The organism is Roseateles sp. P1_C6 (assembly GCF_056406315.1).
This window is the reverse complement of sequence record NZ_JBFUAK010000003.1, coordinates 192,268-207,202: the sequence shown is the minus strand read 5'-3', so window position 1 is coordinate 207,202 and position 14,935 is coordinate 192,268. Positions and strand designations below refer to the sequence as shown.

Annotated in this window: 14 protein-coding genes; 10 read left to right on the top strand and 4 right to left on the bottom strand. The window is 68.4% G+C overall.

Features of this window, described 5'->3' with window-relative positions:
* Window positions 1-81: 81 nt before the first annotated feature.
* Together rpsI and rplM are read right to left on the bottom strand one after the other, a co-directional pair.
* On the bottom strand, window positions 82-474 hold the full coding sequence (rpsI, locus tag AC1D29_RS06950; protein WP_056262649.1) for a 30S ribosomal protein S9: 393 nt from the start codon (window positions 472-474) through the stop codon (window positions 82-84).
* Between the two features lie 9 nt (window positions 475-483).
* Window positions 484-912, bottom strand: coding sequence for a 50S ribosomal protein L13 (gene rplM, locus AC1D29_RS06945; RefSeq protein WP_056203159.1), 429 nt, complete (start codon window positions 910-912; stop codon window positions 484-486).
* A 209-nt stretch (window positions 913-1,121) separates the two neighbouring features.
* Here rplM and AC1D29_RS06940 point away from each other — a divergent pair, with 209 nt between their 5' ends.
* The 3 genes from AC1D29_RS06940 to AC1D29_RS06930 all read left to right on the top strand — a co-directional run bounded on the left by AC1D29_RS06940 (window position 1,122) and on the right by AC1D29_RS06930 (window position 4,015).
* On the top strand, window positions 1,122-1,928 hold the full coding sequence (locus AC1D29_RS06940; RefSeq protein ID WP_477895536.1) for an N-acetyltransferase family protein: 807 nt from the start codon (window positions 1,122-1,124) through the stop codon (window positions 1,926-1,928).
* Window positions 1,929-2,084: 156 nt separating this feature from the next.
* Window positions 2,085-2,945, top strand: coding sequence for a DUF2726 domain-containing protein (locus AC1D29_RS06935; protein ID WP_477895534.1), 861 nt, complete (start codon window positions 2,085-2,087; stop codon window positions 2,943-2,945).
* Between the two features lie 26 nt (window positions 2,946-2,971).
* Window positions 2,972-4,015, top strand: a complete 1,044-nt coding sequence (locus AC1D29_RS06930; protein WP_477895532.1) for a serine/threonine protein kinase — start codon at window positions 2,972-2,974, stop codon at window positions 4,013-4,015.
* Here the strand turns inward: AC1D29_RS06930 and AC1D29_RS06925 are convergent.
* Together AC1D29_RS06925 and AC1D29_RS06920 are read right to left on the bottom strand one after the other, a co-directional pair.
* The gene (locus AC1D29_RS06925) at window positions 4,012-4,395 is read right to left on the bottom strand and encodes a YciI family protein (protein ID WP_477895530.1); all 384 of its coding nucleotides are present in this window, start codon (window positions 4,393-4,395) and stop codon (window positions 4,012-4,014) included. The genes AC1D29_RS06930 and AC1D29_RS06925 overlap by 4 nt on opposite strands.
* Window positions 4,396-4,426: 31 nt before the next feature.
* The gene (locus AC1D29_RS06920; protein ID WP_477895528.1) at window positions 4,427-4,807 is read right to left on the bottom strand and encodes a VOC family protein; all 381 of its coding nucleotides are present in this window, start codon (window positions 4,805-4,807) and stop codon (window positions 4,427-4,429) included.
* A 136-nt stretch (window positions 4,808-4,943) separates the two neighbouring features.
* On the opposite strand from AC1D29_RS06920, the gene AC1D29_RS06915 reads away from it, so the two are divergent.
* The 7 genes from AC1D29_RS06915 (at window position 4,944) to AC1D29_RS06885 (ending at window position 14,916) form a co-directional block, all read left to right on the top strand.
* Window positions 4,944-5,816, top strand: a complete 873-nt coding sequence (locus AC1D29_RS06915; RefSeq protein ID WP_477895526.1) for a translesion DNA synthesis-associated protein ImuA — start codon at window positions 4,944-4,946, stop codon at window positions 5,814-5,816.
* A complete protein-coding gene (locus AC1D29_RS06910; protein ID WP_477895524.1) occupies window positions 5,785-7,092 on the top strand; it encodes a Y-family DNA polymerase in 1,308 nt (435 codons plus the stop codon). Before AC1D29_RS06915 ends, AC1D29_RS06910 begins: the two co-directional genes overlap by 32 nt.
* 8 nt (window positions 7,093-7,100) lie before the next feature.
* Window positions 7,101-10,424 carry an error-prone DNA polymerase gene (locus tag AC1D29_RS06905; RefSeq protein ID WP_477895522.1) on the top strand — a complete coding sequence of 1,108 codons (3,324 nt, stop codon included), beginning with the start codon at window positions 7,101-7,103 and terminating at the stop codon, window positions 10,422-10,424.
* Window positions 10,425-10,518: 94 nt separating this feature from the next.
* Window positions 10,519-11,652: a glycosyltransferase gene (locus AC1D29_RS06900; RefSeq protein WP_477895520.1), complete on the top strand. Its 1,134-nt coding sequence runs from the start codon at window positions 10,519-10,521 to the stop codon at window positions 11,650-11,652.
* Window positions 11,649-13,235 (top strand): hypothetical protein, encoded by a 1,587-nt coding sequence (locus AC1D29_RS06895; protein WP_477895518.1) that lies wholly within the window; start codon window positions 11,649-11,651, stop codon window positions 13,233-13,235. Before AC1D29_RS06900 ends, AC1D29_RS06895 begins: the two co-directional genes overlap by 4 nt.
* A gap of 81 nt (window positions 13,236-13,316) precedes the next feature.
* Window positions 13,317-14,285: a protein-methionine-sulfoxide reductase catalytic subunit MsrP gene (gene msrP, locus AC1D29_RS06890; protein WP_477895516.1), complete on the top strand. Its 969-nt coding sequence runs from the start codon at window positions 13,317-13,319 to the stop codon at window positions 14,283-14,285.
* A 4-nt stretch (window positions 14,286-14,289) separates the two neighbouring features.
* The gene (locus AC1D29_RS06885) at window positions 14,290-14,916 is read left to right on the top strand and encodes a protein-methionine-sulfoxide reductase heme-binding subunit MsrQ (RefSeq protein WP_477895514.1); all 627 of its coding nucleotides are present in this window, start codon (window positions 14,290-14,292) and stop codon (window positions 14,914-14,916) included.
* The last annotated feature ends 19 nt before the right edge of the window (window positions 14,917-14,935 follow it).

The window sequence follows — 14,935 nt, the reverse complement described above, 5'->3', positions numbered from 1 at the left end:
TGTCCAGAGACGAATATGGGGATTGTCGGCGCAAATACAAAAGGCCGCATGGAGCGGCCTTTTGACGTCGCAGCGTAGAAATTAACGCTTGCTGAACTGCTTCCTGCGACGGGCGCCGTGCAGGCCGACCTTCTTACGCTCGACTTCACGCGCGTCACGCGTGACGAAGCCGGCGCGGCTCAGTTCGGGCTTCAGGGTCGCGTCATAGTCGATCAGCGCGCGGGTGATGCCCAGGCGCAGCGCGCCGGCTTGACCCGACTCGCCACCGCCGTGCACATTGACCTTGATGTCGAACGCTTCACCGTTGTTCGTCAGCAGCAGGGGCTGCTTGGCGATCATGATGGAGGTCTGACGACCGAAGTAAGTGTCGATGGCCTTGCCGTTGACGATGATCTGGCCCGTGCCCTTCTTCATGAAGACGCGAGCGACCGACGACTTGCGACGGCCCGTACCGTAATTCCAGTTTCCGATCATGGCCGTTCCTTAGATCTCGAGAGCCTTGGGCTGCTGGGCGGTATGCGGGTGCGTCGGGCCGGCGTAGACCTTCAGCTTCTTGACCATGGCGTAGCCGAGCGGGCCCTTGGGCAGCATGCCCTTGACGGCCTTTTCCAGCGCGCGGCCGGGATGCTTGGCTTGCATGTCCTTGAACTTCGTGGCGTAGATGCCGCCGGGGAAGCCGCTGTGACGGTAGTACACCTTGTCGGTGGCCTTGTTGCCGGTCACACGGAGCTTTTCGGCATTGACGATGACAATGAAATCACCGGTGTCCACGTGAGGCGTGTAAATGGCCTTGTGCTTGCCGCGCAAACGGAGTGCCACTTCGCTGGCAACACGTCCGAGCACCTTGTCGGTGGCGTCAATCACAAACCACTCGTGCGTCACCTCGGCCGGCTTGGCGCTGAAGGTCTTCATGAGTTGCTTTCGCTGTGCCGGCCTCCTCAAGGAAGCCGGCAATGAATGGCTGAACTTCGACTGGCCTCGGTGCTGTGTCATGAATGCACAACCTCTCGGCGCAGCTCTTTCCCGCAGCCTTTTGACGGAAAAGCCCATGAGTGTATCAGCTTGAGTGCCGGTTTGAAAGTCCACGAGGCGTTACCCTTGCCAGACCAGCCAGCCGCGCCATGCCCACAAAACCCAACCCCCCCTCGCCCCCGCTCGCCGAACCCGCGACGGACTGGGATCACGAGCTGGCGGGCTTCGGCCCGGACCCTCGCGCCACTGCGGCGCCCGCCCCGCCCGCCGAGACCGGTGGTGGCCCGTTGGCCAGCGCCCGTGCCGCGCTGGAGCGGCTGTCGACATGGGTGCCCATCCGCTCGTTGGCGCGGCGCCACCGCCGCCGCATCATCGACCACCTGCTCGCGCTCGAGCCCGGGGACCGCTATCTGCGCTTCGGGTACCCGGCCTCGGACGAGCAGATCCGCAAATACGCCCTCAGCATCGATTTCGGCCGCGACGAGGTGCTGGGCATCTTCAACCGCCGCCTGCAGCTGGTGGCGCTCGCCCATCTGGCCTACGGCCAGCCGCTGCCGGGCGATCCCGTCCGCACGATGGCCGAGTTCGGCGTGTCCGTGCTGCAGCAGTCGCGTGGCCGCGGCCTGGGCCGGCGCCTGTTCGACACCGCCGCGCTGCACGCCCGCAACCGCGGCATCGACACACTCTTCATCCACGCGCTGAGTGAGAACCGCCCCATGCTGCGCATCGCCATCGCCGCGGGCGCCCTCGTCGAGCGCGACGGCGGCGAGTCCGCCGCCTGGCTGCGCCTGCCGCCGGACACCTTTGGCTCCCAGGTCGAACAGGCGCTGGATCGCCACCTGGGCGAACTGGACTTCCAGTTCAAGCGCCAGGCCCAGGTGCTGAGCGAATTCGTCGACAGCGTGGCCGAGGTCAAGGCTCATTTCGATGCCTCAGGGCGGGCCGCCAAGGAATAAATGACGCAACTCGACGTCAGCTCCGCATAACTCTCCGCCCCCTCAGACTGGGGGAATCGGGAATAGCGAGTAATGCCGTGTCACTTGATTACGCTACATTGATCTACTTATGCGCCGCGAGACCGTCGGCGATTACCGCCGAACTCCTCGAGGGACATGCCGTACGCCATTTATTGGATCGCCGCCCTGGCTGTTTGCGTGCTGGGCCTGGCCATCAGCCTGGTCTGGGCACTGCGGCGGCCGGCGTACGCCAATAAAGGCTTGCCGGCGGAGTGGTCACTCACGGCTCGGCCGGTCTTCACGACCGATGAGCGGCGTGTCTTCCGCCTGCTGCGTGAGGCCCTGCCCCATCACGTCGTGCTGTCCAAGCTGCCGTTGGTGCGCTTTTGCCAGCCGACCGAGGCCAAGGAAGTGCGCTACTGGTTCGACCTGCTGGGCGCCTCGCACGTGACCTTTGCCGTCTGCAGCCCCAATGGCCGCGTGCTGGCCGCCATCGACCTGGAAGGCGAACGGGGCGTCACGCCGCGCAGCACGCAGATCAAGCAGGCCGTGCTGTCCGCCTGCCGCGTGCGCTACCTGCGCTGTGCAATGGATCAGTTGCCCAGCGTTGCCGAGCTGCAATTGCTGGTGCCCCAAAGCAGCAGCTCGCGCGGCCCACTGCCGGCGCCGGCGTCCATGCCCGGGCTGTCGCGCCGCCGCTCGGCCGGTGGCGCGGAGGACGAGTTCGGCAGCGACTGGGGGCAGTTTTCGCAGCCGCTGCCGTTGTGGCAGGACGCGAACGTCTTCGGCGGCGGGGAGGCCTATGGCGACCGCAACCCCGGCGTTTCGGCGCAGCAGTTGCCACAGCGATCGCATCAGCGCCGCAGCCCCGTGCAACGCAATCTCGACACCGCCCGCTACAACCCGCGCAGCCTGCCGGTGCTGGACGATGCCGATGACGACGCGATGCTGGACGACATCGTCGGCGTGGTCGTGGACGCACCGCGTTACGCCACGCAGCGCCCGCGCCGGGGCTGATACCCCGTACCGGCGACACTCGCCGGATGCACGCAACCCCTGATCTCAGCTTCGGCGACCTGACGCCGGAGTTCATGCTGGACGCGCTGGATGCCGCCGGCCTGCGCGCCGACGGCCGGCTGCTGCAGCTCAATTCCTTCGAGAACCGCGTGCTGATGCTGCACTTGGAGGACGGCGGTGCGGCCGTTGCCAAGTTCTACCGCCCGGCGCGCTGGAGCGACGCGCAGATCCTGGAAGAGCATGCCTTCGCGACCGAACTGGCCGCCGCCGAGGTTCCCGTCGCGGCGCCCTGGACGCTGGCGGGCGGCTCGACGCTCTTCCACTACCAGGGCCAGCGACTGGCCGTCACGCCGCGCCAGGGCGGGCGGGGGCCGGAGCTGGAAGATCCCGAGGTGCTGCGCTGGATAGGCCGGCTGCTGGCCCGCCTGCATGGCGTCGGCCGCCAGCGGCCGTTTGCCGAACGCCTGGCCTGGGCCAGCGCCGCGCCCGCCCAGGCCGCGCGTGACTGGCTGATGGCCAACGACGCCATCCCGGCCCAGATCGCGCCGCAATGGGACGACGCCGCCCAGCGCTGCATCGCCGCGATCCAGGCCGCTTTCGACAGCCTGCCCGACCTGCAGCTCACGCGGCTGCACGGCGACTGCCACCCCGGCAACATCCTGTGGACGCCCGACCGCGGCCCGCATTTCGTCGACCTCGACGACGCCGTCACCGGCCCGGTCGTGCAGGATCTTTGGATGCTGCTGCCCGGCGAGCCCGATGCCGCACGCAGCTTGTTGAACGCCGTGCTGGACGGCTACGAGCAGATTGGCGAATTCGACGACCGCGAGCTGCGGCTGATTGAGCCGCTGCGCACGATGCGCATGATCCACCACAGCGCCTGGCTCGCCCGCCGCTGGGGCGACCCGGCCTTCCCGCTCGCCTTCCCCTGGTTCGGCACGCCCAACTACTGGCTGGATCAGGTCGCCAAGCTGCGCGAGCAGTTGGAGGCGATGAAACCCAAGGACCTGGCCCCGACGCTCACCAGGGACGAGGATGCCGTGAATTTCGATGGCGACGGGTTTTCCTAACGCCAGTTCGCGGGTGTCTCGTTGGTCGGCACCGCCACGTGAGCGAGGGTGGCGTCCAGCGGCCGGATCTCCAGGCTGAGGCCGAAGGCGAGACAGGGGTTCTCGGCGGCTATCGCGGCGGCCTGCTCCAACGTCTGGGCGACGATGAACCAGTAGCCGCCGACCCACTCCTTGGTTTCGGCAAACGGGCCGTCGGTGACGAGGCCGTGGGCCACGATGCGCGCGCTTTGCGCCAGCCGGCTGCCGGGCTTGAGCCGGCCCTGGGCCAGCCCCTGCTCGTACCAGACATAGAACGCGTCGATGGCGCCCTGCACGGCCTCGGGGCTTGCGTCTGCACGCCACTGCCCGCGGGAGAGCACCAGATAGTCATTCATCGGCATCGAGGAATCTCCTGCAAGGATGGGGTCATCATCAGGGCAGCGGGCTGGTCAGCACCACCGTATAGCCGTCGGGGTCGCGCAGCCAGAACTCCCAGTTGCCGTTCTCGCTCCAGCGCCTGGGCCTGACCACGTCGACACCCAGTGCCTCGGCCCGCGCGATGGCGGCGTCGAAGTCGGGCAGCTCGAACCACAGCAGCACGCCGTTGCCGTAAGGGCGCAAGTCCGGGTCGCCCAGCGGCCCGTGGTCGTGATCGACGTCCCAACGGTGCAGTTGCAGCACGAGCCGGCCGTCGGCGTCGTTCAGCCGCTCGTATTCATCGCCGCCATGGCCGCTGCGGGCACCGAGCAGGCGCTGGTACCAGCGGCTGCTGGCCGGCACGTCATGGACGCAGATCAAGGGGGCAAGTTGCATGGCGACTCTCCTGAGGACGCGTGAAATGCTAGCGGCTGACGCGGGGTGGTTGCCAGAAAATACTGGATATAAATACAGTATTGTGGTTTGATCCAAGCTCCGGATTCTTCCCCTCTGACGCATCTTCTGCCCGGCCATGTTGCCCGCTCCCGTCCCCCACGCCGCCGCTGCGTCGCCCATCGGTCGCCCACCGCTGCCAGCTCGCCACGCGCCGCCGCTGGAAGACGCCCGCCTGCAGGGCAAGCTGTGGCGCGGCAGCAGCCTGGGCACCACGGCCGACCCGACGCTGCCCAGCGGTTTCGCGGCGCTGGATGCCGAGTTGCCCGGCGGCGGCTGGCCGACGCGTGCCGCCGTCGAGGTGCTGACGCCGCAGTCCGGCGTGCTGGAGTGGCGGCTGCTGGCACCGGCCCTGCGCGGCTGGTGGGGAGGCCAGGCCTTGCCGCCCCGTGACCCGGGTCGCCGCCAGCGCCCGGCCGCGTCAACCCTGCGCTCGCTGCTGCTCGTGAACCCGCCCCACATGCCGCATCTGCCCGGCCTGCAGGCGCTGGGCCTGCCGCCGTCAGCGTTGATCTGGGTGTCGACCACGACGCCGGCTGAAACGCTCTGGGCCGCCGAGCAGGCCATCAAGTCGCGCGTGGCCGTGCTGGCCTGGCTGCCCGAGGCGCGGCCGGAGCAGATCCGGCGGCTGCAGGTCAACGCACTCAGTTCGGATGCGCCGATCTTCCTGATGCGGCCCGAGCGGGTCGGCCAGCAATCCTCGGCCGCGCCGCTGCGCCTGGTCGTGCAGCCCGGCGACGCCTGGGGCCTGGCCGTGCACCTGCTCAAACGCCGCGGCCCCGCGCACGAAGGCTGGTTGACGCTGCCGGCCACGCCGGGCGCGGTCGAACCGCTGCTCACGGCGGCCAAGCGCAAGAACCCACCTTCACCCGCACCGGCGCCCTCGCCCGCACCGGTCAGCCCCCCGACGGAGCGCACCGATGCGCTGGCTCGCCCTGCGCTGCACGCCTGATGCGCCCGCCGGTGACCGCGACGCATTGGCCTGGCTGGCGCTGAGCTTCACGCCGCGCGTCGCCAGGCTGGAGGAAGCGGTCGTGGCCGAGGTGTCGGCCAGTCTGCGGCTGTTTGGCGGCGCGCGCGCGTTGCGCCAGCGACTGCAGGGCCAGGCCAGCCTGGCCGGCCTGGCCCTCGGCGTCACGGCCTGGGCGTCGACCGCGCTGGCCGCGCTGGCGCTGGCACGCCACCCTCACCCACCGCAGCGGGGCCCAGGGGGTCAGACGCTCAGCCAACGGCTCGACGCGCTGCCGCTGTCGGCCTTGAGCGCCGCCCAGGCCCACCACGCGATGCTGGCCCGCCTGGGCTGCACCCGCCTGGGCGAGCTGCGCCGGCTGCCTCGTCCGGCGCTGGCCAAGCGCTTCGGCCCCGCGCTGCTGACGGCGCTGGATCAGGCCTATGGCGAGTTGCCCGAAGTGCACAGTTGGCTGACGCTGCCCGAGCGCTTCGACGCCCGGCTAGAGCTGCCCTACCGCGTGGAGCATGCACCCGTGTTGCTGCACTTTGCCGAGACGCTGCTGCGCCAGCTGTGCGCCTTCCTCGCCGCGCGCCATGCGGGCGTGCGCACGCTGCGCCTGGGCTGGCAGCACGACGCGATGCGCGCCCGCGACGTGGCCGACAGCGGCGAGCTCACCGTGGCCACCGCAGACACGACGCGCGACCTGCACCGCCTCACGCGCCTGCTGGCCGAGCACCTCGCCCGCATGACGCTGGCCGCACCGGCCGGCGAAATCAGCCTCAGCGCCGACGGCGTGCTGCCGCTGGAGGAAGGCAGCAGCAGCCTGCTGCCCGGCCCCACCGATCCGCAGGAACGCGCGACGACGAATGCACTGCTGGAACGGCTGTCGGTTCGCCTGGGTGTCGGCCAGGTGCGCGAAGGCCGTTTGCGCGAGGATCACCGGCTGGACCACATGCAGAGCTGGCACGCCTGGCCTGCGCCGCCGGCCATCGCCTTGCGCCGCCCCTCCGGCCCTCAGCCCACCTGGCTCGTCCAGCCGCCACAGCCGCTGCGCTCCGATGCACGCGAACAGCCCACTTACTGCGGCCCATTGACGCTGATCAGCGGCCCGCACCGCGTCGAGGCCGGCTGGTGGGAGGGTCTCGCCGGCTTGCAGGCGCGCGACTATTTCGTCTATCGCAGCGCCGCGCGAGGATTGCTGTGGGTCTATCACGAGCGACCCTCGGCAATCGCGTCCAGCCCTGCGGGCTGGTTCCTGCATGGGGTGTTCGCATGAGCCCGCCCATGTCGGACCGCGATGAGCGGCTGGCGATGCTGCGCCAGCAGGGCATCGCCTCGGAGGCGGAGTTGCGGCGCGCGGCGGACGGCCGGCAATCCCTGGCACCCGGTGCGGGGTCCGACCTGCCGCGCTATGCCGAGCTGCACTGCCTGTCGGCCTTCAGCTTCCTGCGCGGCGCGTCCGAGCCCGCCGAACTGGTGGAGCGCGCCTGCGAGCTGGGCTACGAGGCGCTGGCCGTCACCGACGAATGCTCGCTGGCCGGCGTCGTGCGCGCGCACAAGCAGTTGCGGGAGATGCGCGAGGCAGCGCATCACGCCTTGGAGGAGGCCGCCAACGAAGCCGACAAACCCGACGAGGACATCGAGCAGCCGCAGCTGATGAAGCTGCTGATCGGCAGCGAATTTCTTGTCCGCGACGACGCCGGCGCGCCGCGCTTCAAACTCGTGCTGATCGCGCAGAACCTCAATGGCTACGGCAACCTGAGCCAGTTCATCACCCGGCTGCGGCGCGCCAGCCCGATCAAGGGCGAATACACACTGCATTGGCGCCAGATCGCGCCCGAGCGGCTGACCGACTGTCTCGCGCTGCTCGTGCTACCGCGTGAGGCCAGCGACGCCGAACTGGCCGCGCCCGCGCACTGGCTGCTGCGCCACTTCGCCGGCCGTGCATGGATCGCCGTCGAGCTGCATCGTGAAGCCAGCGACGCGCTCTGGCTGCAGCGGCTGCAGCAGCTGTCGGAAGACACCGCCTTGCCGCTGGTCGCCGCGGGTGACGTGCACTTCCATGTGCGCTCGCGCAAGGCGTTGCAGGACGTCATGACCGCCACGCGCCTGGGCCGCACGGTGGCCGAGTGCGGCTTCGACCTGCAGCCCAATGCCGAGCGGCATCTGCGCAGCCGCCAGCGCATATCGCAAATCTGCCCTCCAGAGCTGCTGCGGGAGACGCTGCATGTGGCGGCGCGTTGCACGTTCAGCCTCAACGAGATCAGTTACCTCTATCCCAGCGAAGTCGTCCCGCCGGGCTGCACGGCCATGCAGCACCTGCGCACGCTGACCTATGAAGGCGCGGCCAAGCGCTGGCCCAATGGACTGACGGACGAATGGCGAGGCCGTCTCGAGCACGAGCTCGAGCTCATCGAGGATCTGCGCTACGAACACTACTTCCTGACCGTCGCCGACACCGTGAGGTTCGCGCGCAGCCAGGACATCCTCTGCCAAGGGCGCGGCTCGGCAGCCAACAGCGTCGTCTGCTACTGCCTAGAAATCACCTCGGTCGATCCGGCGCAAAGCACGTTGCTGTTCGAGCGCTTCATCAGCCGCGAGCGCAACGAGCCGCCTGACATCGACGTGGACTTCGAGCATGAGCGCCGTGAGAAGGTCATTCAGTACCTCTACGAGAAGTACGGCCGCGACCGCGCCGCGCTGACGGCCGTCGTCATCTGCTACCGCCCCAAGAGCGCCATCCGCGACGTGGGCAAGGCACTGGGCTTCAGCGAAGAGCAGCTGGACATGATGAGCCAGGACCACAGCGGCTGGTCCACCCAGGTGCTGCCCGAGGAGCACCGCCTTGAACTGCTGCGCAAACTGGGCATGCCGGCGGACGACCCACGCCTGCAGCAACTCATCACGCTGGGCCGCCAGCTCAATGGCCTGCCGCGCCATCTCTCCCAGCACGTCGGTGGCTTCGTGTTGACGCAAGGGCCGTTGGAGCGACTCGTGCCCATCGAGAACGCGACGATGAAAGGCCGCAGCGTCATCGAGTGGGACAAGGACGACATCGACGAGCTGAAGATGATGAAGGTCGACGTGCTGGCCCTGGGCATGCTCACGGCCATCAAACGCTGCTTCGATCTCCTCGCCCCCCTGCGCGGCAGAACCTACGAACTGGCCACCATCCCGCAGGACTGCACCCAGACCTACGACATGATCTGCGCGGCAGACACCATCGGCGTCTTCCAGATCGAGTCGCGCGCACAGATGTCCATGCTGCCGCGGCTGAGACCGCGCGAGTACTACGACCTCGTCATCGAGGTCGCCATCGTGCGCCCCGGGCCCATCGAAGGTGGCATGGTGCACCCCTACCTGAAGAACCGCGCGCTGCCGCCGGACCAGGTGGAGTACCCCAGCGAAGCACTGAAGGAAGCCCTCTGGCGCACCCGTGGCGTGCCCATCTTCCAGGAACAGGTCATGCAGGTGGCCATCATCGCGGCGGGCTTCACGCCGGGCGAGGCCGACCAGCTTCGCCGCGCCATGGCCGCCTGGAAACGACCCGGCGTGCTTGAGAAGTATTACGACAAGGTCGTCAAGGGCATGCGCGAGCGGGGCTACGAGGACGCGTTTGCCGAACGCATCTTCAGCCAGATCAAGGGCTTCTCCTCCTACGGCTTCCCGGAGTCCCACGCCGCCAGCTTCGCACTGCTGACCTACGTCAGCTCCTGGCTCAAATGCCATGAGCCGGCAGCCTTCCTGTGTGCGCTGCTGAACTCCCAGCCGCTGGGTTTCTACACGCCCAGCCAGCTGGTGCAGGACGCACGCCGGCACGACGTGGAGGTGCGCAGCATCGACGTGAACCACAGCAACAAGGACAGCACGCTGGAACTCCGCCCTGGCGAGGCGCAGCCCGCAGTCCGCCTGGGCCTGCGCCTGGTCAGCGGCCTGGGTGACGAGTCCGCTGAGCGCATCGAGAAGGCTCGCGACAACGGCGGCCCCTTTGCCCACCCGCAGGATCTCGCCTTCCGCGCCCACCTGACCCAGCAGGACATGCAGCAACTCGCCGCCGCCGATGCGCTGACGTCACTGGCCGGCCACCGCCGCCAGCAGGTCTGGCAGGCCTCGGCACTGCACGCGATGCCGGAACTGCTGCAGGGCAGCCTGCTGCCCGAGGACGATCTCGAACTCCCCGCCGCCGCCGAGGGCGAGGAGGTGCTGTGGGACTACGCCGCCACCGGCCTGACGCTGCGCCGCCATCCGCTGGCGCTGCTGCGCCCGCGGCTGGCCAAGCAGGGCCTGCTGAGCGCCCGGCAGCTCGACGCCGTCAAGAGCGGCCGCCGCGCCCGCGCCTGTGGCATCGTCACGGGGCGGCAAAAGCCGCAGACGGCCAAGGGCACGCTCTTCGTCACGCTGGAGGACGAAACCGGCAACGTGCAGGTCATCGTCTGGCCCAAGGTCTATGAGGAACACCGCAGCACCATCCTCGGCGCGCGGCTGCTGGCCGTCGAAGGCGTCTGGCAGCGCGGCGACGGCGATGTGCGCCATCTGCTGGCGCAGGGCTTCACGAACCTGAACCCGCTGCTGGGCCGGCTCCCCACTGAAAGCCGGGATTTCCGATAACTGCACCGTATGCACACCGCCCCTGAAACGAGGGGCGTTCGGCGCGCCGTTTGCGGCATGGGCTGCATAGCATCGGCCCCTGGCCCACCTCCACATGCGCGCCTCGATGACCGTCAACGCCAGTCTCAGTTCACCTCAGGCCGCCGAGCTGGCCGTCATCATCCCGACGTTTCAGGAAGTGGCCAACGTGACCGAGCTGGTGCGCCGTCTGCAGGTCTGCCTGGCCGGCCAGCGCTGGGAAGCCGTCTTCGTGGACGACGACTCCACCGACAGCACGGCCGCATTGATACGTGACCTGGCCCAGACGCACCCGAATGTGCGCTGCATCCAACGCATCGGTCGCCGCGGCCTGTCATCTGCCTGCGTGGAAGGTGTGCTGTCCACCAGCGCCCCCTACGTAGCGATCATGGACGCTGACCTGCAGCATGACGAAACGCTGCTGCCGCCCATGCTGCAGCGGCTGCAGTCCGAGGCAGACCTCGACATCGTCATCGGCAGCCGCCATGTCGAAGGCGGCTCCCTGGGTGACTGGGACGGCCAGCGCGCGACGATCAGCCGGTGGGCCACCCGGCTCAGCCACCTGGTGCTGCCCCGCACGCTGCGCGATCCCATGAGCGGTTTCTTCATGGTTCGCCGCACGGTCTTCATGGACGCCGTGCGGCGGCTTTCGTCGTTTGGCTTCAAGCTGCTGGTCGACCTGTTCGCATCGTCGCCACGGCCTTTGCGATTTCTGGAGCTGCCTTACCGCTTCCGCGCCCGGCACGCCGGCGAGAGCAAGCTCGACTCTCAGGTGGCCTGGGACTACTTGATGCTGCTGGCCGACAAGGTCATCGGCCGCTGGATTCCCGTGCGATTCCTGTCGTTCGCGTTGATCGGCAGCGCCGGCGTCCTGGTGCACCTGGCCATCCTCACTCTCGCACTGCAGTTCGCCAGCCTGAAGTTTCAGGCGGCCCAAACCATCGCCACATTCGGCGCCATGGCGTTCAACTACACCACCAACAACCGCATGACCTACCGAGATCGCCGCCGCAAAGGGTGGCGCTGGTGGAGCGGCCTGCTGTCATTCATCGTGCTGTGCAGCCTCGGGGCCATCGCCAACGTCGGCATGGCCTCGTACCTGTTCGACCAACAGCACCATCACTGGGTCGCCTCGGCGCTGAGCGGCATCCTGGTGGGTGCCGTCTGGAACTACGCCATCACGTCGGCCTACACGTGGAAGCGCAGTTGACCTCAGCCCCCGATCGCATCGCGTCGCCGGTGGTCCGAGCGAGGGTCCCGAGAAGCTGGGCATTTGCTGCGCTCGCCACGCTTGCCTGCCTGCTTTACGTCGCTTGGCAGCAATTCGGTGCGCTGCGCCATCAACACCTGCAGGTCGATGAGCTGTTCTTCGGTGCCTGCGCCTCGCGCGGCCTGATCGACGGCCTGGCCACGGTGGCAGGCTGCCACGACAACAAGGCGCCGCTCATCTACCTGCTGCACGGGCTGATTCAGAGCGTCTCCCACCCCTTCGACGCCTTGCCACTGAAGCTCACCTCGGGCCTGCTGCTGGCGGCCATCGCCACGCTGGCCGCGGTCATCGCCCGGCGCGCCGCGCACTCGCAGCCGCACCTGGCAGCGCTGGCCACGACGATCCTGCTGATGGCCGCGCTGGTCCCCAACCCCTCACTGCTGGCCGTCAAGACCGAACTGCTGGGCATGCTGTTCGTGCTGATGGCGCTGGCCCTGGCTCCGCGCGAACGGATCCGCACCCGCCACGCGCTGGGCATCGGCCTGGCCCTGGGCCTGGCGTTGATGAGCAAGCAGTCCTACCTGTTCCTGCTGCCCATCGGAATCTGGCTGGTCTGGCGTGCCAGCCGCAACGAGTCGCAGCGACGCCGTGGCGGGCTGCAACTCGCCCACGCCGCTGGCCTGGCCTTGCCATTCGCACTGCTCGCCGCGCTGTTCGCCGCCAATGGCAGGCTACAGGAGTTTCTGGGCACCACCTTCCTGTACCCCGCGGTCTATGGCGATTCGGCCGCACCGCCCAGCCTGTTCAAGGCGCTGCTCTGGCGGTCGACAGCCGTCAGCGAGTTCCTGCAATTCACACCCATCCACATCGCCCTGGTGCTGCTGGCGGGGCTGGCCATCAAAGACAAGGCCACGTCGACACCGCAGCAACGCAGCCTGCTCATGGCCTGCGGGCTGGCGCTTGTCATCCTGCTGGTGGCGCCGGTGCTCTTCAACTACCACGTCATCCCGTTCTGGATATTGGCCTCGATCATTGGCGGTGTCGCCCTGGCCGACGCGCACGCGGCCGGAGGCCGGAGCACGCTTTTCGCCGCCGCAGCCCTGCTGGCAGCAGCCCTCCTCGGCCTGGGCATGACGCTGCGCCAAAACTCCGGGCTGGCGCAGCCAGACACATTGGCCGCCTCCCTCGAACCATCGGCAGGCCGGTATGCCTACGTGCTGGGCATGGAGCCGGCGTTCTATGCCAGGGGCTTCATCCCCGCCTCCAGCGTGCAGTTCCCCTGGGCCTTGCCCGGGACACCTGGCACCTGGGCCTACCGCCCGCCTGCGCCTGGCAGCTGGGTGTACGAGGTGCTGCAGGCCCAGCAGCAGCGCAACCTGGCGCAGCTGTACCAGGACTTTGCCCGCACGCCGCCGGCCTACATCGTCACCACGGACCTGTACGCGCGCAGTGCCGGCTCGCAAAAGTACACGGATGTGCCCCAACTGGACGACTACCTGGCCCGCCACTGCGAGCACCAGGGCGATATCGCCGACTCGCGCGGCCACCCCGGACATTTGTTTGCGTGCCGCCCGGTGCGCTGACCCGCCCCTCAAGGAGGGTCCCGCCGCAGGGGTTTTGTCCGCCGGTGTAAGGTCAGGCCACATTGGCCCGACTTCGCTCAAATGCTGATCCGAACCCCCACCCCCACCGACCCGCTGCCCAGCGAGATCACGCCTCGCTCGGCCTACCTGAACCGCCGCACGGCGCTGGCCGGCCTGGGCATGGCGGCAGCATCGCCGCTGGCCCTGGCGCAGTCCGCACCCGGCGGCGGCAAGCTGGCCAAGCTGCCCGGTGCCCGTTCGGCCGTGGTCGGCGGCATGGTGCTGGACAAGGCCACGAGTTACGCCGACGCGACCTCGTACAACAACTTCTACGAGTTCGGCACCGACAAGGCCGACCCCGCCCAGCGCGCCCACACGCTCAAGCCCCGCCCCTGGACGGTGGCCGTCGAAGGCGAATGCGCCAAGCCGGGCAACTACGACCTCGACGCACTGATGAAGCTCGGCGCCATGGAAGAGCGCATCTACCGCCTGCGCTGCGTCGAGGGCTGGAGCATGGTCATCCCCTGGGTGGGCTTCTCGCTGTCCGAGCTGATCAAACGCGCCGAGCCCACGGGCAAGGCCAAGTTCGTCGAGTTCACGACGCTGGCCGACCGCGCGCAGATGCCGGGCCTGCGCTCGGGCGTGCTGGACTGGCCCTATGTCGAAGGCCTGCGCATGGACGAGGCCATGCACCCGCTGGCGCTGCTGACCTTCGGTATGTACGGCGAGGTGCTGCCCAACCAGAACGGCGCGCCGGTGCGCGTCGTGCTGCCCTGGAAGTACGGCTTCAAGTCGGCCAAGAGCATCGTCAAGATCCGCTTTGTCGAGAAACAGCCGCGCAGCAGCTGGGAACAGAGCGCACCGCAGGAGTACGGCTTCTATTCCAACGTCAACCCGGGCGTGGCCCACCCGCGCTGGAGCCAGGCCAGCGAGCGCCGCATCGGCGAGGACGGCCTGTTCGCCAAGAAGCGGCCGACCCTGATGTTCAACGGCTACGAGGCCCAGGTCGGGCAGCTCTACGCGGGCATGGACCTGAAGCGCAACTACTGAGCCGATGAAGAAGCTGCTCTCGACGGCGCTGCTCAGCCGCGCCGCCAAGCCGGTTTTGTTCATCGCCTGCTCGCTGCCGCTCGCTTGGCTGGTCTATGGCGCGGCTGCCAACCGGCTCGGTGCCAACCCGGCCGAGGCGTTGATCCGCGGCCTGGGCGACTGGACGCTGCGCGGCCTGTGGCTGACGCTGGCCATCACGCCGCTGCGCGAGCTGACCGGCCTGGCCGCGCTGGCGCGTTTGCGGCGCATGCTGGGCGTTTTCACGTTCAGCTATGCGTCGCTGCACCTGCTGGCCTACGGCTGGCTGGACATGGGGCTGGACTTCGGCGACATCGCCATCGACATCGCCAAGCGGCCCTTCATCCTGATGGGCTTCACGGCCTGGCTGCTGATGCTGCCGCTCGCGCTGACCAGCTTCAACAAGGCCATCAAGGCCCTCGGCGCCAGGCGCTGGCAGGCGCTGCACAAGGCGATCTACGCGATCTCCGTCATCGCGCTGATGCACTTCATCTGGATGCGCGCCGGCAAGCACAACTTCGCCGAGCCCGCCGTCTACGGCGTGATCCTCGCCGCGCTGCTGGGGTGGCGGCTCTGGAAACGCTTCAGCGCAAAACGGGGCCGACTGGGATAATTCGCGGCTTTGCCCCAGC